This window comes from Pseudoalteromonas sp. APM04 (genome assembly GCF_022809815.1).
GTDB lineage: Bacteria > Pseudomonadota > Gammaproteobacteria > Enterobacterales > Alteromonadaceae > Pseudoalteromonas > Pseudoalteromonas marina.
Genome location: NZ_CP094441.1, coordinates 2201798 through 2227261, shown reverse-complemented (window position 1 = coordinate 2227261; position 25464 = coordinate 2201798). Strand labels below are relative to the sequence as shown.

14 protein-coding genes, 8 tRNA genes, 3 rRNA genes and 1 pseudogene are annotated in these 25464 nt (G+C 41.6%); 22 read left to right on the top strand and 4 right to left on the bottom strand.

Annotation, left to right across the window (positions count from 1 at the left end; translation table 11 throughout):
* The first annotated feature begins 120 nt into the window (after nucleotides 1-120).
* The 7 genes from nudC (at nucleotide 121) to MTP24_RS10285 (ending at nucleotide 7998) form a co-directional block, all read left to right on the top strand.
* Nucleotides 121-1041 (top strand): NAD(+) diphosphatase, encoded by a 921-nt coding sequence (nudC, locus tag MTP24_RS10315; protein ID WP_243531050.1) that lies wholly within the window; start codon nucleotides 121-123, stop codon nucleotides 1039-1041.
* 9 nt (nucleotides 1042-1050) lie between these two features.
* A complete protein-coding gene (locus tag MTP24_RS10310) occupies nucleotides 1051-2232 on the top strand; it encodes a cystathionine beta-lyase (protein WP_243531048.1) in 1182 nt (393 codons plus the stop codon).
* A 144-nt stretch (nucleotides 2233-2376) separates the two neighbouring features.
* A complete protein-coding gene (locus tag MTP24_RS10305) occupies nucleotides 2377-3204 on the top strand; it encodes an ABC transporter permease subunit (RefSeq protein ID WP_243531046.1) in 828 nt (275 codons plus the stop codon).
* Entirely contained in the window at nucleotides 3201-4109 is a 909-nt protein-coding gene (locus MTP24_RS10300) for an ABC transporter ATP-binding protein (RefSeq protein ID WP_010557097.1), read from the top strand. The genes MTP24_RS10305 and MTP24_RS10300 overlap by 4 nt, the downstream gene beginning before the upstream one ends.
* A complete protein-coding gene (locus MTP24_RS10295; RefSeq protein ID WP_006794021.1) occupies nucleotides 4109-4483 on the top strand; it encodes a PH domain-containing protein in 375 nt (124 codons plus the stop codon). The genes MTP24_RS10300 and MTP24_RS10295 overlap by 1 nt, the downstream gene beginning before the upstream one ends.
* A 197-nt stretch (nucleotides 4484-4680) precedes the next feature.
* Nucleotides 4681-5469 (top strand): putative porin, encoded by a 789-nt coding sequence (locus MTP24_RS10290; protein ID WP_008132234.1) that lies wholly within the window; start codon nucleotides 4681-4683, stop codon nucleotides 5467-5469.
* A gap of 252 nt (nucleotides 5470-5721) precedes the next feature.
* Nucleotides 5722-7998 carry an acyl-CoA dehydrogenase gene (locus MTP24_RS10285; protein WP_243531044.1) on the top strand — a complete coding sequence of 759 codons (2277 nt, stop codon included), beginning with the start codon at nucleotides 5722-5724 and terminating at the stop codon, nucleotides 7996-7998.
* A gap of 64 nt (nucleotides 7999-8062) precedes the next feature.
* Here the strand turns inward: MTP24_RS10285 and MTP24_RS10280 are convergent, their stop codons facing one another.
* Both MTP24_RS10280 and cysK read right to left on the bottom strand, forming a co-directional pair.
* Entirely contained in the window at nucleotides 8063-8497 is a 435-nt protein-coding gene (locus tag MTP24_RS10280) for a hypothetical protein (protein WP_006794018.1), read from the bottom strand.
* Between the two features lie 143 nt (nucleotides 8498-8640).
* A complete protein-coding gene (gene cysK, locus MTP24_RS10275) occupies nucleotides 8641-9609 on the bottom strand; it encodes a cysteine synthase A (protein ID WP_006794017.1) in 969 nt (322 codons plus the stop codon).
* A 458-nt stretch (nucleotides 9610-10067) separates the two neighbouring features.
* Here cysK and MTP24_RS10270 point away from each other — a divergent pair, with 458 nt between their 5' ends.
* The 12 genes from MTP24_RS10270 to MTP24_RS10215 all read left to right on the top strand — a co-directional run bounded on the left by MTP24_RS10270 (nucleotide 10068) and on the right by MTP24_RS10215 (nucleotide 15571).
* Nucleotides 10068-11219: a dicarboxylate/amino acid:cation symporter gene (locus MTP24_RS10270; RefSeq protein WP_006794016.1), complete on the top strand. Its 1152-nt coding sequence runs from the start codon at nucleotides 10068-10070 to the stop codon at nucleotides 11217-11219.
* Between the two features lie 150 nt (nucleotides 11220-11369).
* Nucleotides 11370-12020, top strand: coding sequence for a UvrY/SirA/GacA family response regulator transcription factor (uvrY, locus tag MTP24_RS10265; protein ID WP_006794015.1), 651 nt, complete (start codon nucleotides 11370-11372; stop codon nucleotides 12018-12020).
* A 9-nt stretch (nucleotides 12021-12029) separates the two neighbouring features.
* A complete protein-coding gene (gene uvrC / locus MTP24_RS10260; RefSeq protein ID WP_243531042.1) occupies nucleotides 12030-13853 on the top strand; it encodes an excinuclease ABC subunit UvrC in 1824 nt (607 codons plus the stop codon).
* A gap of 42 nt (nucleotides 13854-13895) precedes the next feature.
* Nucleotides 13896-14441: a CDP-diacylglycerol--glycerol-3-phosphate 3-phosphatidyltransferase gene (gene pgsA, locus MTP24_RS10255; protein WP_058429426.1), complete on the top strand. Its 546-nt coding sequence runs from the start codon at nucleotides 13896-13898 to the stop codon at nucleotides 14439-14441.
* 140 nt (nucleotides 14442-14581) lie between these two features.
* Nucleotides 14582-14657: transfer RNA gene (locus MTP24_RS10250), tRNA-Gly, on the top strand.
* A 30-nt stretch (nucleotides 14658-14687) separates the two neighbouring features.
* Nucleotides 14688-14761 (top strand) — tRNA-Cys (locus MTP24_RS10245).
* 36 nt (nucleotides 14762-14797) lie between these two features.
* A tRNA-Leu gene (locus MTP24_RS10240) sits at nucleotides 14798-14883 on the top strand.
* A gap of 65 nt (nucleotides 14884-14948) precedes the next feature.
* Nucleotides 14949-15024, top strand: a tRNA-Gly gene (locus MTP24_RS10235).
* 39 nt (nucleotides 15025-15063) lie between these two features.
* Nucleotides 15064-15150, top strand: a tRNA-Leu gene (locus MTP24_RS10230).
* A gap of 127 nt (nucleotides 15151-15277) precedes the next feature.
* Nucleotides 15278-15353 (top strand) — tRNA-Gly (locus MTP24_RS10225).
* A gap of 19 nt (nucleotides 15354-15372) precedes the next feature.
* A tRNA-Cys gene (locus MTP24_RS10220) sits at nucleotides 15373-15446 on the top strand.
* A 38-nt stretch (nucleotides 15447-15484) separates the two neighbouring features.
* A tRNA-Leu gene (locus MTP24_RS10215) sits at nucleotides 15485-15571 on the top strand.
* A gap of 484 nt (nucleotides 15572-16055) precedes the next feature.
* Here the strand turns inward: MTP24_RS10215 and MTP24_RS10210 are convergent.
* Nucleotides 16056-17633 (bottom strand): annotated as a pseudogene (locus MTP24_RS10210) (BCCT family transporter).
* A gap of 149 nt (nucleotides 17634-17782) precedes the next feature.
* Nucleotides 17783-19198 carry a sodium:alanine symporter family protein gene (locus MTP24_RS10205; RefSeq protein WP_010557091.1) on the bottom strand — a complete coding sequence of 472 codons (1416 nt, stop codon included), beginning with the start codon at nucleotides 19196-19198 and terminating at the stop codon, nucleotides 17783-17785.
* 602 nt (nucleotides 19199-19800) lie between these two features.
* On the opposite strand from MTP24_RS10205, the gene MTP24_RS10200 reads away from it, so the two are divergent.
* The 3 genes from MTP24_RS10200 to rrf all read left to right on the top strand — a co-directional run bounded on the left by MTP24_RS10200 (nucleotide 19801) and on the right by rrf (nucleotide 24770).
* Nucleotides 19801-21336 (top strand): 16S ribosomal RNA (locus MTP24_RS10200).
* A 295-nt stretch (nucleotides 21337-21631) separates the two neighbouring features.
* Nucleotides 21632-24518 (top strand): 23S ribosomal RNA (locus MTP24_RS10195).
* A gap of 137 nt (nucleotides 24519-24655) precedes the next feature.
* Nucleotides 24656-24770: ribosomal RNA gene (rrf, locus tag MTP24_RS10190) — 5S ribosomal RNA — on the top strand.
* The 16S, 23S and 5S rRNA genes sit together here, the layout of an rRNA operon.
* Nucleotides 24771-25464: the final 694 nt, after the last annotated feature.

Sequence of the window (25464 nt, the reverse complement as noted above, 5' to 3'; positions counted from 1 at the left end):
TAATACAGAGCCTATATAGTTCATTTAAACCTAATATAGGCTTTTTTTATTGTTGTAATCAATTGGGTTTACTAGGTGGTTATGTTAATTTTAAGCGATAACGAGTAATTAAGGATTTACATGCTCAACTACAGTGATATGCCGCTTGATAGATGCTCCAATGTGCGTAAAGACCCAATATGGCTCAAAGGTCAATTGTCGTCGCAAAGCGTGTGGCTTTTGGTAAAAAACAACGAGACATTATTTATTAAAAATACGCCTCAAATAAAGTTTTTACCGTACGAGAAAATTGCACAGCTAAACTTAACCAATGCGCTATTTTTAGGCTTAAACACCACACAGCAGGGGGTGTTTGCCCTCGATGTATCTACTCTTGATGACACAACACTTACCCCCATTATAAGTGGCGCAGAGTTTATGGACATTCGTAAGCAGGGGCCGCTTATTGATATAAAAGAGGGGTCTATTGCTGCGCTTGCACGCGGGTTGTGCTATTGGCATGCAACGCATCGTTTTTGTGGGCGTTGCGGCAGTACAAACCACTTAGTTGAAGCGGGACATTCTCGTTTATGTGAAAACGAGCGCTGTAAACACCCTACTTTTCCTCGTACTGACCCTGCGGTAATTATGGTTGTAACTAAAACGTTTGCCGATGGCATTGAGCGATGTTTGCTTGGCCGCCAAGCAGTGTGGCCTACAGGAATGTATTCGTCATTAGCCGGCTTTGTAGATCCAGGTGAAACTTTAGAGCAAGCTGTTGCCCGTGAGGTAAAAGAAGAGGCAGGGATTGACGTTGATGACGTAACCTATGTGGCGTCTCAGCCATGGCCATTTCCTTCATCTATCATGCTTGGCTTTTTTGCTAAAGCAACGTCTGAGCAAATTAACGTAGATAAAGACGAACTTGACGATGCTAAGTGGTTTAGCCGTGAAGATTTGGCAAACTTTGGTAATTGGCATGACGAAGGAGAGCATTTAAAACTTCCTCGTACTGATTCTATTTCTCGCTATTTAATTGAACATTGGCGTACTAATCCATAAGGAATAACCATGTCGAGTGACAGTAATAAAAATACTCAGCTTGTGTCGTCTGGGCGCAAAAAAGCTTACACCCATGGTGTAGTAAACCCCGTTGTGCAGCGCGCATCAACGGTGGTATTTGATTCGGTTGCAGAACTTAAAGAAGCGGCGAAGAAGCGTGGCGATAAAACCCTTTTTTATGGGCGTCGTGGCACAACCACACATTTTGCATTGCAAGAGGCCATTACCGAGTTAGAAGGCGGTGAAGGGTGCGCACTTTATCCGTGTGGGGCTGCTGCAATTAGCCAAGTGCTATTGTCGTTTTTAAAAAGTGGTGACCATATTTTAATGGTTGATAACGCGTATGAGCCTACTCGCGATTTTTGCGATAAAATTTTAGCAGGGCTAGGAATTACCACTACTTATTACCCGCCAACAGTTGGTGCAGGCATAAAAGATTATATTAAGCCAAACACCAAGGTGTTATTTTTAGAATCTCCTGGTTCTATAACTATGGAAATTCAAGACGTACCAGCCATGGTAAACGTAGCCAAAGAACATAATGTAATGACCATGCTGGATAATACTTATGGAAACGGTCTTCATTACCGCCCCCTAGAACATGGCGTAGATATTAGTATTCAAGCGGCAACAAAGTACATTGTTGGCCATTCTGATGTAATGATGGGGGTTGCAGTGGCTAATAAAAAATATTGGCCAACGCTGCGCGAACATTCTTACTTATTAGGCCAGTGTACAAGTGCTGACGATGCATACTTAGCATTACGCGGTTTACGCACGATGAGCGTGCGTTTAAATCAGCATGAAAAGGCGGCGATAGAGGTGGCAAAATGGCTTGAACAGCATGAGTTAGTTGATCATATTCGCCATCCAGCCTTTGAAACCTGCCCAGGCCATGCGTTTTTTAAGCGCGATTTTGATGGTAGTAATGGCTTGTTTTCAATTGTTATGAAAACAGGAAATCAAAAAGCCATAGATGCATTTTTAGATAGCCTTCAGCATTTTAAGATGGGTTTTTCGTGGGGAGGCTTTGAAAGCTTGGTCACCGCTAATTTAACCATGAAAGGGTTGCGCTCAACCACTGGCTGGGATCTAGGACCGGTTATTAGATTGCATATTGGCCTTGAAGATATCGATGACTTAATAGCTGACTTAACCCAAGCGTTAGAGGTATACAAGCAGCATTTATAACTATGCGCTAGTTACATTTAAATGGTTTGTTACAAAGCTCACTCTTCGTGGGCTTTTTTTTGCTGGTAATTCAAGGTGTTTACACTTAGGGTAGTTATATTAGGCTTTGAACTAAAGCATAAGCAACGTCATTAAGGATAGTAAATGGTAACACCATTACCAATAAACGTAGGGCGATTAACGCAAATTGCGGGATTTGAGCTTGTACGTATGTTTTTAACTAAACGTGGGCTTATAGCCCTTGCGGCATTTGCACTCGTTTGGTTAATTATTTTACGCTACCCAATAGGGCAAGCTGTGAGCATTATTAGCTCCCCAAACTTTGAGCAAATAGCCCGCGATATTTCAGGCTCAATTGGCTTGAGTAAACTTCTTGATTGGCCTGAAGCCGAGTTTGCTATGTATTGGTTAATTGCTTTGTACAGTTTTCCTGTGTTTAGTTTATTTATTTGTAGTGACCAAACAGTGGGTGACAGAGAGCGCGGTACACTTAGGTTTTTATCATTGCGTTCAACCCGATTTGAAATTTTGTTTGGCCGGTTTATTGGGCAATTAGCGGTATTAACGTGTTTGGTCGCAATTACTCTTGTGGCCACATTAGCGGTATTAGGGTATCGCGATCCTAGTTTGTTGGGAGGGGGCGTTGGCCGCGCTGTGTCGATATTTTCAATTCTTATAGTTACATTTGCACCGTTTGTGGCGTTAATGACTTTAATTAATACTTTTGCACGTTCATCGCGGTTATCAATTGTACTCGCTATTTTATATTTTACAGCGGGTGGAATTGTAGTGGGTTTACTACAGTGGCAAATACCGGCATTAAGCGTGCTTGATTATTTATTCCCGGGTGTACAAATAGAGCAACTCGCCGGTCAAAACCTGCCATTATTAAGTGCCGTGGGAATACCACTTGTACAAACTGCTGTGTTACTGGCAGTGGCTCAACGTATTTTTGCAAGGAGCTCACTATGAATCCATTAATTACAGGGCGTAATTTAAGTAAGTCGTATGGGTCTAAACTTGCGCTTAATAATGTGAACTTTGAAATTGAGCAAGGTGCTCCTGTTGCTCTAGTTGGCCCAAATGGTGCGGGTAAAACGACATTATTTAGTTTGTTATGCGGCTATATAGCGCCCAGCAATGGTGAGCTTGAAATACTCGGCCATAAACCCGGCAGCGCCGCATTATTTAATAAGGTCAGTGCTTTACCACAAGATGCGCAGCTCGATCCGCGTTTTAATATAGATAAACAACTTGCTTTTTACGCCAAATTACAAGGTATGAGTACCAAGCAAAGTCAAACAGAAGCATTGCGCGTGCTTGATTTGGTTGGGCTGCGTGAAATTGCTAAAAACCGTGCAGGTGATTTATCTCATGGTATGCGCAAACGTGTAACCATAGCGCAGGCTCTTATTGGTTCGCCGCAAATTGTTATGCTAGATGAGGCAACCGCAGGACTTGATCCTATTCATGCCAGAGAAGTACGTGAGTTGGTGTCAACGTTGAGCTCTGAAGCAACCTTTATTTTAAGCTCGCACGATTTAACTGAGCTTGAGCGGTTATGTTCCCAAGTGCTGCATTTAGATAAAGGCGTATTGAGTGAGCACCAAACAAAAGTAAATCAAACCGACAAACACTTTTACACATTAATGCTAAACGAGATGTATGAAAACGTTGAGCAACAGTTACAGTTACTCAATGGTGTAAGCTCTGTTTATATGAGCCAACACAAAGAGTATGTTATTGAATACACACAATCTGAGCAGGCACTTGATATTGCACTATTACAGTTTTGCCACCAACATAATTGGCAATACAGGCAATTGGTTAATGGCCATACATTAGAAAATCAAATTTTTAAACAGGAGAAAGTATAATGGGTTTATTAAGCGGATTAATGGGTAACGCAAGCGAAGTTGATGATTCTGATTTAGAAAAAGTACTCGCTAATACATTAATTGAGGGTGAGCACGTCGAAAAAGCCTATAAAGTTATTCGCGATATGTTCATTTTTACTAATAAGCGCTTAATTTTAATTGATAAGCAAGGTGTAACTGGTTCTAAAATGGAAATGGTGAGTATTGCTTACTCTAAAATTACCAAGTTTAGCAAAGAGAGTGCAGGGCACTTTGATTTGGATGCTGAACTTAAAATTTGGATTGGCTCTGACCCAACGCCACTTACAAAAGAGTTTAAAGCAGGCGATAACATTAATGAAGTTTATAGAGTAATTAGCCAACACGCTCTATAATCATACATATACTTTAAGTAGTTGTTGACTAAATGTTGCAACTACTTTAATTTTACAGTTTCTTACACCTCCTTACAATTAACTCAACAAATACAATAGTTTAATTAAGTTTTCATTCAGTTTCCCGGCGTTAGCATGTGCCCACTTTAGTAATTTAGCTAAAGCATAAAACGCAATGTACATAGGGAAGTCTTACAATGAAAAAATTAGCAGTTATTATTTCAAGCATTTTATTATCTAGCACTGCGGCTGCTGCAGACAGCTATAACTCAATCAGTAACTTAAGTTACAAAGACAGCGACAATAACGATACCGTTGCTGTAGATTCTATTTATTACCTATCACCTAAAAAAACATTAGGCCCGTACGACCAATTTGAATACATTAATAAACAAAGCAACATTTACGGCGCATACGCTGATGATGACTTTAGCGATACAACGTTAGTTGGTGGTGAGTACTTTATTAATGAATTTGTTATTGGTGCATCATACACAAACCTTGATGTTGGCAATCATAACGAAGCATATACAATTTCAGGCGGTTACTTTTTTAACCCAGATTTGCTTGCAAAAGTGACGCTAGTTGAAAATAAAGATGGCGAAGACTTCGCTTTATTCGATTTAGCGTATAACCATATGCTTAACAGTACCGATTACGTTGGTGTAACTGTTACTGCGGATGATGATTTTGACTACCGCGCCGTTGCTGCTAAATACTTTATTGATTTACAGCAAGGTAACTACTTAACATTTGAAGGTAAATACGAAAGTATTGATGATGCTGAAAACCAATGGGTGGCAGAAACGAATTACTACTTCTCAAAAGCGACTTCTGTATTTGCAAGCTACGATAAACAAGATACCTACAGCTTTGGTGCTCAGCACTTTATTAACAAAAATATTGGCCTTAAAGTAGGTTACGAGAATAATGCCGATGACTCTGATAATGATGCTTACTTTGCAAACATGCGTTTTCAGTTTTAATGAATAACGCAATTTAAGTTTTCAGCTTAATTAAAATATAAGCCCGCTCATGCAGCGGGCTTTTGTATTGATAAGGCTTATACGTTTTATTTTTTAGTTGCTTTACCCATATCAAAATTAATAATTACAGACTAGTTTATTCTTTATTCCCTAATTTACAGGCTTAGTAGACAGCGTATTTGCAATGATTGTATTTAAACTAAGATGGGTCATACTTAGGTTATTAATTTCTAATGTTAAAGGAATGTAGGCATGTCGGTATTTATCATTTTACTGGTTGTTATGGTGGTTATTTTTGCTGTTAAAGATATCCGCTTAAACCTGATCAGTAGACCCACGTTTAAAATGTTTAAAAAAGTACTTCCACCGCTTTCGCAAACAGAGCGAGAGGCTATGGAAGCAGGCGATGTTTGGTGGGATGGAGAACTATTTAGTGGTAACCCTGATTGGAAAAAATTACACAATTTTCCAAAGCCAGAATTGAGTGAAAAAGAAAACGCATTTATGGCTAATCAGGTTGAGACCCTAATGGCGATGCTAGATGATTACCAAATAGTGCAAAAAGACAAAGACTTGCCAAAAGAAGTGTGGGATTACTTAAAAAAAGAAGGTTTTTTTGCATTAATCATTCCTGAAAAGTTTGGTGGGCGAGAGTTTTCGGCGATTGCTAATTCAACCATTGTTTCAAAAATTTCGACTAAGAGTTTAACTGCGGCGGTTACCGTAATGGTGCCAAATAGTTTAGGGCCAGGTGAGCTATTGCTGCATTACGGTACTAAAGAGCAACAAGACCGCTGGTTACCAACGCTTGCCAATGGTGAAGATGTTCCATGCTTTGCACTTACAGGCCCAGAAGCAGGCTCTGATGCCGGTAGCATTCCAGACTCTGGTGTTGTATGTAAAGGAGAGCACAACGGTGAAGAAGTAATTGGCCTACGTTTAAACTGGTCAAAACGTTACATTACCCTTGCACCCGTTGCCACAGTATTAGGCCTTGCTTTTAAAATGTATGACCCCGATGGTTTATTAGGAGACGAAAAAGAGCTTGGTATTACGTGCGCACTTATTCCAACCGATCACCCAGGAGTTAAAACAGGTGAGCGCCATTACCCACTCAATATGGCATTTATGAACGGTACAACCTATGGTGAAGATGTGTTTATTCCGCTTGACTGGATTATCGGTGGGCAAGAGTGTGCGGGGCGTGGCTGGCGCATGCTGGTGGAGTGTTTAAGTGCAGGGCGTGGTATTTCGCTGCCGGCTTTAAGTGCTGCAACCGGTCACCTAGCGGCTAAAATGACTTCAGCATATGCCGTAGTTCGCCAGCAATTTGGTGTGTCTATTGGGCAATTTGAAGGTGTGCAAGAAGCGCTTGCTCGCATTGGTGGCTTAACTTACACGCTAGAGTCATGTCGATTAATGACGGCTGGCGCAATCGATTTAAAACTTAGCCCTTCGGTTGTCACCGCTATTGCCAAATACCATATGACGGAAATGGGTCGTACAGTCATGAATGATGCGATGGATATTCATTCAGGCAAAGGCATTCAGGTGGGACCAAATAACTATTTGGCACATGGTTATATGGGAATACCGGTGTCTATTACGGTAGAAGGCGCAAATATTTTAACTCGAAATTTAATGATATTTGGCCAAGGTGCGACCCGTTGTCACCCCTTTGTTCTAAAAGAAATGGAGGCCGCTGCACTTGAAGACGACGATGCTGCTCTGAATCAATTTGATGGTTTATTAATGAACCATATATTATTTGCTGTAAGTAATGCCAGCATGGCATTTATACATGGTTTAACACGTAGTTACTTTGCAAAAGCGCCTGTTGGCGGCGAAACAGCAGTTTATTACAAGCACCTAAGCAGAATGAGCAGAGGCTTAGCTATTTGTACCGACGTAGCCATGTTAATGTTAGGTGGTGAGCTCAAACGCAAAGAGATGATATCTGCCCGATTAGGCGACGTATTGAGCCAGTTGTATTTAGCTTCTACTGTTTTAAAACGCTACGAAGACGAAGGTCGTCAACAAGCAGACTTACCTTTTGTTAAATATGCGATAGAAACATCGTTATTTGAAATTGGCCAAGCGTTTGATGGCTTTTTCAAAAATTTCTCAAACCCGATTATTAATTTTGTGCTTAAGCGTATTGTATTTCCAATTGGCAATCATTACGAAAAACCAAGCGATGAAATTGCACAACGTATTTGCGAGCATATGACACAACCAGGTGTGTTTAGAAATCGCTTAACTCATTTGTGTTATGTAGATGAAAACGCAGGTACAGGGGTAATGGAAAATGCATTTTTAGCTATGCACGATATGCAGGCTCAATTCAAAGATTTAAAACAATGGCAGCGCAAGGGTAATATTCCTGCAACGCTCGATATTGAAGGTGCGATTAACTTTGCATTAGACAATGATTTAGTAACGCAAACCGATGCCGATGCTATGCACCATGCCAATAAGCTACGTAAGCAAGCAATAGCGGTTGATAACTTTCAGCAAGGCGAGTTGTAGCTAATTATTTGAACCGTAAATAAAAAAGGCCTTACATGTGTAAGGCCTTTTTTTAATATAATGATTAACGTGCGTATGGGTCTGCAACTATTTTGTCGATATACCATTTACCTTTTTTACGTAGCATTTTTACGCTACGCATATCATCTATTTTGTTACCATTTAAATAACCGGTGAAAATAAGATTTATTTTAGCATTGTCACCATACTGTTCGCGTACACTCATATTGGTCATATCAACTTCAATAATAACCTCATCGTACTGCATGTTAACTAAGTTACGAGTAAATTGTTTAGCTGTACCGTACGACTTCATGATTCGCGTAAGGTTGGGTGTTGCCATGGTTGTTGCTTTTTGAAGGTCTTGCTGATTGTACAAGGCATCAAAGTAGGCTGTTGCAGTGTCACCCGGTGAATCGCCAAGTTTTTTTACATCATCGCCACAGGCAACTAAAAACAAACACAGAATAAGGCTGACTAAATAGGTTATTTTTTTCATGTTAATTTTTGTTAGTTAGTTTTATTTAAGTGTGTGGTGAATTAGCTAATATGTAAAGACATGGAAGGTAAATAAAAAGATATTGCAGAGTAAATAATAAAAAAGGATGCCTAGGCATCCTTTCAAAAAATGGTTAGCTATGATTATTGAACAAGCTCTTGGTCACTAAATTCCTCATCAAATAGCGGGCTTGATAAGTAACGTTCAGTGGCACTTGGTAAAATTACAACTATATTTTTGTCGGCATTTTCTGGTTTTTCAGCAATGCGTTTTGCTGCCACTACAGCAGCGCCAGATGAAATACCCACTAGTATACCTTCTTTTTTCATTAGCTCATGTGCCATAGCAATCGCATCTTCGTTAGATACTTGCTCTGCAGCATCTATTAGGCTCATGTCTAGGTTTCCAGGGATAAATCCTGCGCCAATACCTTGGATTTTATGTGGCCCTGGCTTAACTTCTTCACCGGCAAGTGTTTGGCTGATCACTGGCGAATTAGTTGGCTCAACAGCAATAGACTTAACGTTTAGACCTTTTTCTGTTTTAAGGTAACGACTAACACCTGTTATAGTCCCGCCAGTACCTACGCCTGCTACAAAGTAATCCACTTTACCGTCAAGAGCATCAAAAATTTCTGGACCTGTAGTCTCAAAGTGTATTTTTGGGTTTGCTGGATTCTCAAACTGCTGTAGCAAGATATACTTTTCAGGATCGGTGGCTTGAATCTCTTTTGCTTTTTGGATTGCACCATTCATACCTTTAGCACCGTCTGTAAGCACAAGGTTGGCACCCAACGCTTTTAGAAGTTTACGACGCTCTAAGCTCATAGTGTTAGGCATAGTAAGCGTTAGTTTATAACCACGTGCTGCGGCAACGAAGGCCAATGCAATACCTGTATTACCAGATGTAGGCTCGATAAGTTCTTTACCCTCAGTTAGCTGACCTGCTTTTTCAGCCTCCCAAATCATCGATGCACCAATGCGGCATTTTATACTAAAGCTTGGGTTACGCGCTTCCACTTTAGCGAATACATTCCCACCTGTAACACGTTTAAGTTTTACCAGTGGTGTATTACCGATACTAAGTGAGTTATCTTCAAAAATAGTAGACATAATGTTCCTTTGGATACAATCTGATCAACGTGCTAATAGCCTTTGCTACTAACTATATGTTGACACTTTACTGAGAGTTTAAAAAAATAAAAGTAAAGTTTGGCTATAAGATATATCTATTGAGCTTATAACTAAGTGAAATAAAAATCTATATTAGCTGTGCCTTTTGTTATTAGGTGCGCACATTTAATTTAATGATAAGACGCTTTTGTTTGTTATGTCGGCTTTTTACCTATAAATAAAATAAAGAGAAGCTTAAATATTTAAATAGGCGCAGACACTCATGCGGCCTAACGGCTAATAAATTGAGTGATTTTTGAATATGATACTTTACCGAGGTCAAATGCACTTTTTATTGATGATTATTTATGCAAACAAACTTTAGTTCAGCGGTTTTATGACACAAGCTAACCAAAACATGATAAAAACGTTTATCTAACAATAATTGAGTAATAAAAATGAAGTTAATTTTAAAGTTAATTGCCGGCATTGTGGCTGGTATATTGGTAGGCTTTTATGTGCCTTTGACAGGTGTTGAACTCTTATTTACGGTTAAAGAGTTAATTGGTCAAATTATTTCCTTCACTATTCCTCTTATTATTTTGTTTTTTATTGCTTCTGGTATTGCAGGGCTTCCTAAAGGTTCTGGCCACTTACTTGGTAAAACGGTTGGATTTGCATATAGCTCTACCGTCATTGCCGGCACGCTTGCTTTTTTATTAGTCAGTGCTGTTATCCCATTTTTAAGTGGGGGTATTACATTCGAAGCTGAAGTAGCCACGGAAATAGGCAGTTTTATTGATATAGAAATCCCACCATTAATGGGGGTGATGACTGCGCTTGCTACGGCTTTCATATTTGGTATTGGTATGAGCCAGCTTGAATTAGACACATTAAAAAAAGTATCGGATCAGGGTCGTGATGTAATAGATGCGTTATTGTCAAAAGTGATTATTCCGGCATTACCGTTTTATATTGCCGGTGTATTTGCTGAAATGACTGTAGCAGGCACAGTGGTTGATACGCTGCAAACATTTGGCGTGGTGCTCATTGCAGCCCTTGTAATGCATTGGCTATGGTTAAGTGTTCTATATATTGCAACAGGCATTTTATTGAAGCGTAATCCACTTGAATTAGTTAAAAATATGCTACCGGCTTATTTTACTGCATTAGGTACTATGTCGAGTGCAGCAACTATTCCTGTGTCGTTGCAATCAAGTAAAGCAAATAATGTTAAAGAAGACGTAGCAAACTTTACTGTACCTTTATGTGCCACCATTCATTTGTCGGGTTCAACAATTACGATTGTTACGTGTGCCATGGCCGTTATGTTTTTATCGCCAGGTATGGAAGTGCCATCGTTAATGGGCATGTTGCCATTTATATTTATGCTCGGTGTTGTGATGATTGCAGCGCCAGGTGCACCGGGTGGTGCGGTAATGTCTGCGCTTGGGCTTTTAACAAGCATGCTTGGCTTTAATGAAGGGGCTGTGGCATTAATGATTGCACTGTACTTAGCACAAGACAGCTTTGGTACGGCATGTAATGTTACCGGTGATGGTATTATTGCATTATGGGTTGACCGTTTTAGTGAAAAGTCAGCCTCTTAAATCGCTGGGCACATTGATTTCAGTACTTTTAACTTTAGTTAACGTGCCTGAGTGAGAGCGATAATATTAGTTATTGTTTCGCTTTAACTGTGTTAATGTGACAAATTAAATTATTTAGACGTGTGTAGTTGAGTTAATGAGGGTATTGCATTGATTAATGTACTTTTAGTTGATGATCATGAACTAGTACGAACTGGGATCAGACGCATATTAGATGATGTGCGTGGGTTTAAAGTTGTAGGTGAAGCAAAAGACGGTGAAGCCGCTGTTCAGTTTTGCCGACAGCACACACCTAATATTGTACTTATGGATATGAATATGCCTGGCATGGGTGGATTAGAGGCAACTAAAAAGATTTGTCGCTATTGCCCAGATGTAAAAATTATCGTCCTTACTGTTAATTGCGAAGACCCATTTCCGTCTAAAGTAATGCAAATTGGTGCACACGGCTTTCTTACTAAAGGAGCTGGCTCTGATGAAATGGTTCGTGCCATTCGTTCAGTCCATGCAGGTCAACGCTACATTGCGCCTGAAATTGCACAACAAATAGCACTGGCACAGGTTACTGGTCGTACAGACGAAAATCCGTTTCAGAGCTTATCAGAGCGCGAACTTCAAATAATGCTTATGATCACCAAAGGTGAAAAAGCACAAGATATTGCAGAGCGCTTAAACCTCAGTTCTAAAACAGTTAATAGCTATCGTTACCGAATGTTTGAAAAATTGAATGTAGGTGGCGATGTTGAACTTACACATTTAGCTATTCGTCATAAGATGATTGACATAGACGTGTCGTACTAACCCTTTTATATGTCTGAATTTGATCACGTACATTTTTTAAAAACGCTATCAAGCGAGCCCGGTGTTTACCGCATGCTTGATAGTGACAACCAAGTTATTTATGTTGGTAAAGCTAAACAATTAAAAAAACGCGTAAGCAGTTACTTTAGATCCAACATTACCGACAGCAAAACCCGTGTTTTAGTCAGTAACATTAATGATATTGAAGTCACACTGACCAACACAGAAACCGAAGCGCTACTGCTCGAAAATAACCTCATAAAAAAATATCAGCCTCGTTATAATATTCTACTGCGAGATGATAAGTCCTATCCCTATATTTTATTAACAAACCATAAGCATCCGCGGTTAGCGTTCCATAGAGGTAGCCGCAAAATAAAAGGTGAGTATTTTGGTCCATTTCCGAGTGCAGGCGCGGTCTCGGAAAGTTTGCGTTTAATGCAAAAAATATTTCCCGTTCGTCAATGCGAAGATGCTTATTATCGTGCCCGAAGTCGCCCTTGTTTGCAGTATCAGCTCAAGCGTTGCTCTGCGCCATGCGTTAACAAAGTTACCGAGCAAGACTACAGTGAACAAGTTGACTATGTTCGCAAATTTTTGACGGGTAAATCGGATGAAGTCATTGCCGAACTAATAAAAAAAATGGAAGCGGCCAGTGCGGAGCTCAACTTTGAGCTTGCCGCAAAAGTACGTGATCAAATAATGCTACTGCGTAAAATGCAGGAGCAGCAGTCTATTTCAGGTAATTTTGCAGAAATGGATGTTGTGGGCTTCGCGCATTTAAATGGATTAAACGGCATACATTTATTAATGATTCGCGATCATAAAGTGCTCGGCAGTAAAACGTACTTTCCAAAAGTACCAAAAGATTCAAGCGAGCAAGAAATTTTAACTTCATTCTTAGGTCAATATTATTTAGCACCAGGTGCAACAGGACGCATTGCTAAAGAAATTATACTCCCGTTTGAAATAGAAGAGAGCAGTGCGTTAAGCGAAGCACTGACGCAAATAAGCGATCGTAAAGTGGCGCTTAAAGTGGTTACACGTGGAGAGCGTGCGCAATACCTTCAACTAGCAAATAAAAATGCGTTAAACAGTATTGCTGTCAAACAAAGTACACAAGACTCTATTAATAAGCGCTATGCCCAATTAAAAGCAACATTACGCCTAGATGATATAGCGCGAATGGAATGTTTTGATATAAGCCATACTATGGGAGAAAACACGGTAGCAAGTTGCGTTGTTTTCGATTCGCAAGGCCCAAATACAAAAGAATACAGGCGCTATAATGTAACCGGTATAACCGGTGGTGATGATTATGCAGCCATGGAGTTTGCTTTAAATAAGCGTTACAACAAATTAGTGGATGAAGACAAAATCCCAGATGTAATATTTATAGATGGCGGTAAAGGACAGTTAGGGCGTGCAGAGCAATATTTTTCTAATTGGTCTCATTCTAAAATGCCTCTGCTAGTCGGAGTTGCAAAAGGAACGAGCCGTAAACCTGGCCTAGAAACATTACTCATAGATGGGGGGCGTAAAACAATTCCGATGGATTCTGATGCGCCTGCACTTCACCTAATACAACATATACGAGATGAATCTCACCGTTTTGCAATAGCTGGGCATCGTAATAAGCGCCAAAAACAGCGAACAAAATCATTGTTGGAAGAAATTAATGGAGTAGGTTCTAAACGTCGCCAAACATTATTAAAATATTTAGGGGGCATGCAGGGGGTAAAAGCTGCTAATATAGAACAATTAAAGAAAGTTCCCGGGATCAGCCCTGATATGGCTGAGAAGATATTTAACCATTTACATGACAAGGGCTAGCCCTTCATGCGAATATAAAAGAAAAGACATATCCAAGTAGTTATGTGGAATATTCCAAACACACTCACAACATTTAGACTTTTTCTTATCCCCATTTTTTTGGTGATATTTTATTTGCCTTATAGCTGGGCTTTTTTTGCTGCCGCTTTTATTTTTTGGCTTGCATCAATTACCGATATACTTGATGGCTACCTTGCAAGAAAATTAGAACAATCAACGCCATTTGGAGCCTTTTTAGATCCTGTTGCAGACAAGGTAATGGTGTGTGCTGCACTTGTTGCTCTCTCTGATCAATATCAGTCAATGTATATGACCATTCCTGCGCTTATTATTATTAGTCGAGAAATAGTTATATCAGCATTAAGGGAATGGATGGCTGAGCAGGGCAAGCGTGGCAATGTAGCTGTATCTAATATGGGAAAAATTAAAACTGCCGCGCAAATGTTAGCCATCATTGGTTTGATTTGGCAATATGACACCTGGATGAATTATTTAAGTTTTGGGCTACTCTATATAGCAACCTTTTTGACCCTGAGTTCTATGCTGCAATATTTGAAGGCTGCATGGAGTGAATTGACCAAAAATTAACTGTAAATGTATAATAACGCACCGTTTTAGATAAAAAACAAGCAAACAGTTCAAAACTAGCATTTTTTGTATTGACGCGTTTAATAATCTCTGTAGAATGCGTCCATGTTGAGAGGGCATAGCCCCCAAGATAACGAAATGCGGCACTAGCTCAGTTGGTAGAGCGCGACCTTGCCAAGGTCGAGGTCACGAGTTCGAGCCTCGTGTGCCGCTCCAAGTTATCTAAGGTTATAACCCCAGTGCTGGGGCGGAATGGCAGAGTGGCCATGCACCGGATTGCAAATCCGTTTACCCCGGTTCGACTCCGGGTTCCGCCTCCAATCAACACTCCACACGCTTTAAATAGCAAACTCGATGCCCGAGTGGTGGAATTGGTAGACACAAGGGATTTAAAATCCCTCGCTCTTAGAGTGTGCCGGTTCAAGTCCGGCCTCGGGCACCACTTTGTGGTTTAGTTATATGCACCAACATATAACTTTTAAAATGTAATAGTAGAATTAATATGATGCGGCACTAGCTCAGTTGGTAGAGCGCGACCTTGCCAAGGTCGAGGTCACGAGTTCGAGCCTCGTGTGCCGCTCCATATTAGTTTTATCCACTTGCTTTAAATAGCAAACTCGATGCCCGAGTGGTGGAATTGGTAGACACAAGGGATTTAAAATCCCTCGACTAACAAGTCGTGCCGGTTCAAGTCCGGCCTCGGGCACCACTTTAAATTATCATACCAAGGTAATTTGAAGTTGATAAATTAGTATTTTTGGCATTAGTTTAGTTACCAGAACGTTTTACCGCGACACGGTCGCGAACAAACGGAAAAATTACTGATAATGTTTTATGCGGCACTAGCTCAGTTGGTAGAGCGCGACCTTGCCAAGGTCGAGGTCACGAGTTCGAGCCTCGTGTGCCGCTCCAAATTATATGGAAGCGTTAAGGCGGAATGGCAGAGTGGCCATGCACCGGATTGCAAATCCGTTTACCCCGGTTCGACTCCGGGTTCCGCCTCCACATAATTTACTCCACACGCTTTAATTAGCAAACTCGATGCCCGAGTGGTGGAATTGGTAGACACAAGGGATTTAAAATCCCTCGACTAACAAGTCGTGCCGGTTCAAGTCCGGCCTCGGGCACCATCTCTATATAAATCCCAAATCCGAAATCACAAAAACTCACACCACAAATTTTTTAATATATATTCAAATCTCATTCATCTAATCTATTTTTAATATCTCCTTAACTTTACTATTTAAAGATTTTGTCACTTAGCCTTTGCAAGGCCCAATTTTTATCGTCATTACTTTATTTCACTCAGCTCAGTTAATACCAATCCGAAATAGTACTTAATTATGTGAATCTGTGTGAGTAACGCACTTGTCCATAACAAAATAAACAAATCAGAACATTAGTAATTTAATTACTCCTTTATCTATCTTTTAGTCAATCAGATATTTTCAACACGATGAGAGTAAGGTTTGCTCTTTTAAAATAAAAAAGTATTAACTAGAGCTAGATTGAGGAAAATGTGACGTGGCTATAATAAGTTTTAAATGAGTTGTATAAGCGACTGTTAAGAGCCACTTATACCGGATGAATTGTTAGTGCAGTTTGCTTTGAACCTTATGTAGGGTATTCGCTTAGCAAGCCTTGTATAAGCGCAACACACATTAAAATAAGTATGATTGAAAATGGGAGTGCAGTAGTTACTACACCCGATTGAAGTGCTTGTAAGGCTTGCGAGCCGCCAACCCAAAGTAACACTGCTGCTATCATACCTTCGACAGTAGCCCAAAATATACGCTGTGGCACTGGTGCATCAATTTTACCGCCAGCAGTTATGCCGCTATCACCAGTGATCCTGAATCAGATGAAGTGATAAAAAAGACTAAAACTAAAGCAATAGAAATAATAGAAATAAAGCTAGAAAACGGTAGCTGTTCATATACCTGAAATAAAGTAACTGAAATAAAGTAACTGAAATATCAGTCAAACCATTTTGTCCAAGTGGTCCGACTTTGTCTATAACTTGTGTTATTGCCATATTGCCAAATACACCCATCCACACAAGGCTAAGCAGAGTTGGTAGCCCTATAACAACAAGTAAGAACTCTCGTACAGTGCGCCCTTTAGAAACACGCGCTATAAACATACCAACAAACGGTGAACAAGATATCCACCACGCCCAATAAAATACAGTCCAAGAATGCATCCAATCTTCATCGGGCCTATTAAAAGGATTACTCAATGGTACAAAATGTTCTACGTATGCTCCCAGGGTAAACCAAACAGCAGGGATTGAATCAGAGAATGTAAGTACGATAACAACTAACAGTAAAAAAACGCACAAATTAAATTAACGTTGCTTAGTATTTTTACACCGCCCTCAATACCTCTAATAACAGAGAAAATAGCAATACACGTTACTAAGCCAATAACAGATATTTGAAAAGCAGTGCCATAATCGGTGCCTAAAAGGTAATTTATACCACTGGTCGCTTGTTGCGCGCCAAGCCCCAGTGATGTTGCTAAACCAAATAAAGTCGACAGTACCGCGAGTTTATCTATGATATGCCCCATCCACCGCCATGCGCGATCACCAAATAAGGGATAGAAAACAGAACGTATAGACAAAGGCAGGCCTTTATTAAATGCAGAAAAAGCCAAGCTTAAGCCAACTACTGCGTAAATTGCCCATCCGTGCAAACCCCAGTGGTACATAGTTGCACCTAAAGCTGATGAATGTGCTTGTGGTGAATTGGGTTCAACCCCCATAGGCATATGATACCAACCTGTATAATAAGCTGTTGGCTCTGCAACACCCCAAAATAGTAATCCAATGCCCATTCCTGCAGCAAATAACATGGCAAGCCACGATATTTAACCATGCTCTGGACGAGCTTTTACACCACCTAAACGAATTTTACCTAAGGGAGAGAATGCCAAGATAATACAAAAGATTACAAAGGCATTAGCAAGTAACATAAAGTAACTATCGAATTGATTTATGATAGCGTCTTTAGTGGAGGTTAATGCGTCGCGGGTAACTGTAGGGTCAAAAACCAAGCTAAGCAATACAAATAAAACAACTAAAAAAGCGCTTATTCCAAATACAGGATTATGTATATCAAACCCCCATTTTTGAATATTATCTTGTCCAACTTGATAATCAGTGGTGTCGATACTGTATTTTTTTGTCATGTCACCCATCTGCTTTCCTTTTTTAGATATCTCTTTGTGTTCCTATACGTAGTAAATATAAAGTAGTCGTAAAAATTAATCTAAGTTTTAATGTTGGGTAAATAAATTTTAGAACTAAAAAAGCGAGCCGGAGCTCGCTATTTTATTTTTTATTTCCAAGCTAGAGGGTCTACCTCTTTATCTAGTTTTGGATGTTTACTTTTATCAAACGAGGGGATTAGGCCTTTTTTACGTTGTTCGTTATAGTCTTTTGAAAGCCATACAACGACACCTGAAAGCATAAATAACGCGATTACATTAACAATAGCCATTAAACCCATAGATATATCTGCTAATGTCCAAATTAATCCGAGCTCACCTACGGCCCCAAACATAACCATTCCTAAAACAATCAAGCGGAATATAAACATCCCTTTTTGGGAGTTATGTTCTAAAAACATAAGATTAGTTTCTGCATACGAGTAATTAGCAACAATAGAGGTAAAGGCAAAGAATAAAATTGCAATAGCGATAAAGTAAGTGCCCCAACTACCAACATGTTCTGATAATGCTGCTTGAGTCAATTCTATACCCAATACTCCTGATTCAGGAATTAATTGCTGAGATAGAAGGATAAGTGATGCAGTCGCAGTACAAATTACAATTGTGTCAATAAAAACCCCAAGCATTTGCACATAACCCTGTGAAGCAGGGTGAGGAGGGTAAGGTGTTGCTGTTGCTGCAGCATTAGCGGCGCTACCCATACCCGCTTCGTTAGAGAACAAACCACGTTTAATTCCTTGGATCATCGCTTGTATTACACCATAACCTATAGCGCCAGCACCGGCTTGCTCTATTCCAAAAGCACTGTTAATTACTAACATGAATACATCAGGAAGTGCAGAAAAGTTAATAGCACAAACATAAAGCGCAACACATAAATAGGCCAGAGCCATAAAAGGCACAACCATTTCAGCAAATCGAGATATTGTTTTAAGGCCCCCAAATATGATGATCCCAGAACCAATAACTAAACAAATACCTACAATATATTTTGGGATATCAAATGCTACTTCAAAAGCGGCAGCAATAGAGTTTGACTGCACAGCATTAAATACCAGACCAAAAGCTAAAATTAAACACAGTGAGAATAAAACCCCCATCCAACGCTTACCTAGGCCGGTTTGCATATAGTAAGCTGGACCACCTCTAAAATTGCCTTCAGCATCTTTTGTTTTATAAGCTTGTGCAAGTGTACTTTCGGCAAAGCTTGTCGCCATACCAATTAATGCAATTAACCACATCCAAAAAATAGCTCCCGGGCCACCCAGATACAATGCAACAGCGACACCTGCCATATTTCCAGTACCAACTCGAGCTGCTAATGAAGTACAAAAAGCTTGAAAAGAAGAGATTTCGTTATTCCCACATTTTCGAGATCCAAACATAACCTTGAACATATGTGGAAATTGTACAAATTGAATAAAACCTAATTTAAAGGTAAAAAATAAACCCGCTGCTATTAATAAGTATACGAGAACGTGCCCCCATAAGAGACCACTTATACTATTTATTATATCTGCCATAAATACTACCTAAAGACATGCGTTAAAAAAGTGACCGCAACTTACCATAGGAATGGCCAAGTGTTTAGAATAAACGACCATAAAAACAGAGTTATCAACAGGTGTTTGTGGGTAACTTGTGTTTAGGGTGTGCGTTTGCTTGGGGTGCAATTTAAATCACTTTTTTAGCTAAAAAAGGCTTGCGTTAAATTCGCGGCTCCCTATAATGCGACCCCACTTAGACGGCAGAGCAGGCAACGCTTAGCGAGGCAAGCAAACCACTTAGTGAGTCGAGTAAAACTTGAGTTTAGATTTTTATAAAGTTTAAAATTAAGTGTTGACAAAAATACAGGAAAGCGTAAGATTCGCTTCCCTTGAGTCGCTAAGGCAACTCAAACGTTCTTTAACAATATAAAGCAATCATCTGTGTGGGCACTCGTACAGATTGAGTTCTAACAGCCAAGCTACTTAGGTAGTGAGGCAAACAAATTAGAGTCTCAATTGAAACTGAGTGACCAACAGCAATAACTACTTCGGTAGGAATTGCAGCACAGTCAATTCAATATCGAAAGATATTAAATAAATTCAGAATTCATTGAGCTGTCGAAAGACACAAAACTTTTTAATTGAAGAGTTTGATCATGGCTCAGATTGAACGCTGGCGGCAGGCCTAACACATGCAAGTCGAGCGGTAACAGAAAGTAGCTTGCTACTTTGCTGACGAGCGGCGGACGGGTGAGTAATGCTTGGGAACATGCCTTGAGGTGGGGGACAACAGTTGGAAACGACTGCTAATACCGCATAATGTCTACGGACCAAAGGGGGCTTCGGCTCTCGCCTTTAGATTGGCCCAAGTGGGATTAGCTAGTTGGTGAGGTAATGGCTCACCAAGGCAACGATCCCTAGCTGGTTTGAGAGGATGATCAGCCACACTGGAACTGAGACACGGTCCAGACTCCTACGGGAGGCAGCAGTGGGGAATATTGCACAATGGGCGAAAGCCTGATGCAGCCATGCCGCGTGTGTGAAGAAGGCCTTCGGGTTGTAAAGCACTTTCAGTCAGGAGGAAAGGGTGTGAGTTAATACCTCATATCTGTGACGTTACTGACAGAAGAAGCACCGGCTAACTCCGTGCCAGCAGCCGCGGTAATACGGAGGGTGCGAGCGTTAATCGGAATTACTGGGCGTAAAGCGTACGCAGGCGGTTTGTTAAGCGAGATGTGAAAGCCCCGGGCTCAACCTGGGAACTGCATTTCGAACTGGCAAACTAGAGTGTGATAGAGGGTGGTAGAATTTCAGGTGTAGCGGTGAAATGCGTAGAGATCTGAAGGAATACCGATGGCGAAGGCAGCCACCTGGGTCAACACTGACGCTCATGTACGAAAGCGTGGGGAGCAAACGGGATTAGATACCCCGGTAGTCCACGCCGTAAACGATGTCTACTAGAAGCTCGGAACCTCGGTTCTGTTTTTCAAAGCTAACGCATTAAGTAGACCGCCTGGGGAGTACGGCCGCAAGGTTAAAACTCAAATGAATTGACGGGGGCCCGCACAAGCGGTGGAGCATGTGGTTTAATTCGATGCAACGCGAAGAACCTTACCTACACTTGACATACAGAGAACTTTCTAGAGATAGATTGGTGCCTTCGGGAACTCTGATACAGGTGCTGCATGGCTGTCGTCAGCTCGTGTTGTGAGATGTTGGGTTAAGTCCCGCAACGAGCGCAACCCCTATCCTTAGTTGCTAGCAGGTAATGCTGAGAACTCTAAGGAGACTGCCGGTGATAAACCGGAGGAAGGTGGGGACGACGTCAAGTCATCATGGCCCTTACGTGTAGGGCTACACACGTGCTACAATGGCGCATACAGAGTGCTGCGAACCTGCGAAGGTAAGCGAATCACTTAAAGTGCGTCGTAGTCCGGATTGGAGTCTGCAACTCGACTCCATGAAGTCGGAATCGCTAGTAATCGCGTATCAGAATGACGCGGTGAATACGTTCCCGGGCCTTGTACACACCGCCCGTCACACCATGGGAGTGGGTTGCTCCAGAAGTAGATAGTCTAACCCTCGGGAGGACGTTTACCACGGAGTGATTCATGACTGGGGTGAAGTCGTAACAAGGTAGCCCTAGGGGAACCTGGGGCTGGATCACCTCCTTATACGATTTAGAACTTATTTGTTCGTAGTGTCCACACAGATGATTGTTAATTAGTTAAGCCACTGGCTTAGTTAATTAATATGCTCTTTAAAAATTTGGAAAAGCTGATAATAAAATTCGTATGAATAACATTGTTATTTGTACAGAGTTTTCAAAAGTAAAAAAGAATGATAGCAGTATCATTCAGTGCCATTTAATCACTCTTTGAGTTGATTGATTGGTATCTACTTTAGTATTCAATATTAACTTCTGGCGAAGTTAAACTGTCACAAAACAAAGACCCGTTTGGGTTGTATGGTTAAGTGACTAAGCGTACACGGTGGATGCCTTGGCAGTTGGAGGCGATGAAGGACGTATTAACTTGCGATAAGCCTAGTCAAGCTAGTAAAAAGCACTTGAGACTAGGATTTCCGAATGGGGAAACCCACCTGCTTGCAGGTATCGTTAACTGAATACATAGGTTAACGAGGCGAACGCGGAGAACTGAAACATCTAAGTACCCGTAGGAAAAGAAATCAACCGAGATTCCGAAAGTAGCGGCGAGCGAAATCGGAACAGCCCTTAAGCTTATTATGTGTTAATGGAAGGCTCTGGAAAGTGCCACGATACAGGGTGATAGTCCCGTACATGAAAAGACATTTTAAGTGAAATCGAGTAGGTCGGAGCACGTGAAACTTTGACTGAATATAGGTGGACCATCATCTAAGGCTAAATACTCCCAACTGACCGATAGTGAACCAGTACCGTGAGGGAAAGGCGAAAAGAACCCCTGTGAGGGGAGTGAAATAGAACCTGAAACCGTGTACGTACAAGCAGTAGGAGCAGACTTGTTCTGTGACTGCGTACCTTTTGTATAATGGGTCAGCGACTTATATTTTGTAGCGAGGTTAACCGATTAGGGTAGCCGTAGGGAAACCGAGTCTTAACTGGGCGAATAGTTGCAAGGTATAGACCCGAAACCCGGTGATCTAGCCATGGGCAGGTTGAAGGTTGAGTAACATCAACTGGAGGACCGAACCCACTAACGTTGAAAAGTTAGGGGATGACCTGTGGCTAGGAGTGAAAGGCTAATCAAACCGGGAGATAGCTGGTTCTCCCCGAAATCTATTTAGGTAGAGCCTCGGACGAATACTTACGGGGGTAGAGCACTGTTAAGGCTAGGGGGTCATCCCGACTTACCAACCCTTTGCAAACTCCGAATACCGTAAAGTAATATCCGGGAGACACACGGCGGGTGCTAACGTCCGTCGTGAAGAGGGAAACAACCCAGACCGCCAGCTAAGGTCCCAAAGTCATAGTTAAGTGGGAAACGATGTGGAAAGGCCCAGACAGCCAGGAGGTTGGCTTAGAAGCAGCCATCCTTTAAAGAAAGCGTAATAGCTCACTGGTCGAGTCGGTCTGCGCGGAAGATGTAACGGGGCTAAACTATGCACCGAAGCTGCGGATTCATACTTTGTATGAGTGGTAGGGGAGCGTTCTGTAAGCGGTTGAAGGTGTACCGGGAGGTATGCTGGACGTATCAGAAGTGCGAATGCTGACATGAGTAACGATAATGCGGGTGAAAAACCCGCACGCCGGAAGACCAAGGGTTCCTATCCCATGTTAATCAGGGTAGGGTAAGTCGACCCCTAAGGCGAGGCCGAAAGGCGTAGTCGATGGGAAACGGATTAATATTTCCGTACTTGGTATAATTGCGATGGGGGGACGGAGAAGGCTAAGCAAGCATGGCGATGGTTGTCCATGTGAAAGTGAGTAGGGCGTTTGTTTAGGTAAATCCGGACGAACATTAAACCTGAGACACGAGACGAGTCACTACGGTGATGAAGTTGCTGATGCCATACTTCCAGGAAAAGCCTCTAAGCTTCAGATTATACCGAATCGTACCCCAAACCGACACAGGTGGTCAGGTAGAGAATACTAAGGCGCTTGAGAGAACTCGGGTGAAGGAACTAGGCAAAATCGTACCGTAACTTCGGGAGAAGGTACGCTCCTATCTGTGATGAGACTTGCTCTCTAAGCGGACGGGAGCCGCAGTGACCAGGTGGCTGGGACTGTTTATTAAAAACACAGCACTGTGCAAAATCGCAAGATGACGTATACGGTGTGACACCTGCCCGGTGCCGGAAGGTTAATTGATGGGGTTATCTTCGGAGAAGCTCTTGATCGAAGCCCCGGTAAACGGCGGCCGTAACTATAACGGTCCTAAGGTAGCGAAATTCCTTGTCGGGTAAGTTCCGACCTGCACGAATGGTGTAACCATGGCCACGCTGTCTCCACCCGAGACTCAGTGAAATTGAAATCGCAGTGAAGATGCTGTGTACCCGCGGCTAGACGGAAAGACCCCGTGAACCTTTACTACAGCTTGGCACTGAACATTGAACCTACATGTGTAGGATAGGTGGGAGACTTTGAAGATGAGACGCTAGTCTTGTTGGAGTCGTCCTTGAAATACCACCCTTGTAGTTTTGATGTTCTAACGTTGGCCCCTGAATCGGGGTTACGGACAGTGCCTGGTGGGTAGTTTGACTGGGGCGGTCTCCTCCCAAAGAGTAACGGAGGAGCACGAAGGTTGGCTAAGTACGGTCGGACATCGTACGGTTAGTGTAATGGTAGAAGCCAGCTTAACTGCGAGACAGACACGTCGAGCAGGTACGAAAGTAGGTCATAGTGATCCGGTGGTTCTGAATGGAAGGGCCATCGCTCAACGGATAAAAGGTACTCCGGGGATAACAGGCTGATACCGCCCAAGAGTTCATATCGACGGCGGTGTTTGGCACCTCGATGTCGGCTCATCACATCCTGGGGCTGAAGTCGGTCCCAAGGGTATGGCTGTTCGCCATTTAAAGTGGTACGCGAGCTGGGTTTAGAACGTCGTGAGACAGTTCGGTCCCTATCTGCCGTGGGCGTTTGAGAATTGAGAGGGGTTGCTCCTAGTACGAGAGGACCGGAGTGAACGAACCGCTGGTGTTCGGGTTGTCATGCCAATGGCATTGCCCGGTAGCTACGTTCGGAACTGATAAGCGCTGAAAGCATCTAAGCGCGAAGCAGGCCTCGAGATGAGTTCTCACTAGACTTTTAAAGTCTCTGAAGGGCCGTTGAAGACTACAACGTTGATAGGCAAGATGTGGAAGTGGTGTGAGCCATTAAGCTAACTTGTACTAATTACCCGTGAGGCTTAACCATACAACGCCAAACGCGTTTTATGTGATAGTGAAACAAGCGAAGAAGTTAATATAACTAAAGTAGATACTTGAAGACTTTATTATCAGAAATTCCAAATTTTAGTTAGTACGTAGCGATACGGACTGACACCAAATTTGCTTGGTGACAATAGCGTTTTGGACCCACCTGACCCCATGCCGAACTCAGTAGTGAAACGAAACAGCGCCGATGATAGTGTAGCATTTGTTATGTGAAAGTAGGACATTACCAGGCTCCAAATTGTAGAAAGCCCGACTAGCAATAGTCGGGCTTTTTTACGTCTACAGAAAAGTAATCTTCAACATTTTCTTCTCTAAAGCGTCGCGTCTCTTAAGCGAAGCGCCTCTTTGTGAACAGTGTTTTGGTTATTCAATACACTGGCCTATGATAGGCAACATTTGCTATGTGACTCTCCACCGCTGTGGGCACCACGACATTAACAGGCGTCAAATTGTACAAAGCCCGACTAGAAATAGCCGGGCTTTTTTACGTCTGCAAAAAAGTAATTTAGTAAATTGCCAAGACCCTATGGCGAACTCAGTAGCGGTCGCTCTTTCACAGCCTGTGCACCCGGCATTTGTATTCCTATACATCATGCAAAACTGCGCGAAAGCAAGCCCTTCAAACGCTGACACGATTCAACAGCTTCCTGTTTCCCTTAGCAGTAGCGAATAAAAGCTAATATATTTTTAGAACTTAATACAGTTGTGTTGGCATTACTTTGAAGAGAGTATGTCTTTTTAGAAGGTTTGGCTTTAGTTGCTCTCTTTTTGGCTGAGTGAATTTGTTTATAAATCTAGAGTTTTAATTAAATCAACATTGTATGAGAGGCTAAATCTATAAGAATCAATATATCACAGTAACAAATATAATTTTGCTTTGTTACTGGCTTTGATTTAGGATCAAATCAGTTTAAAACCAAGAACTA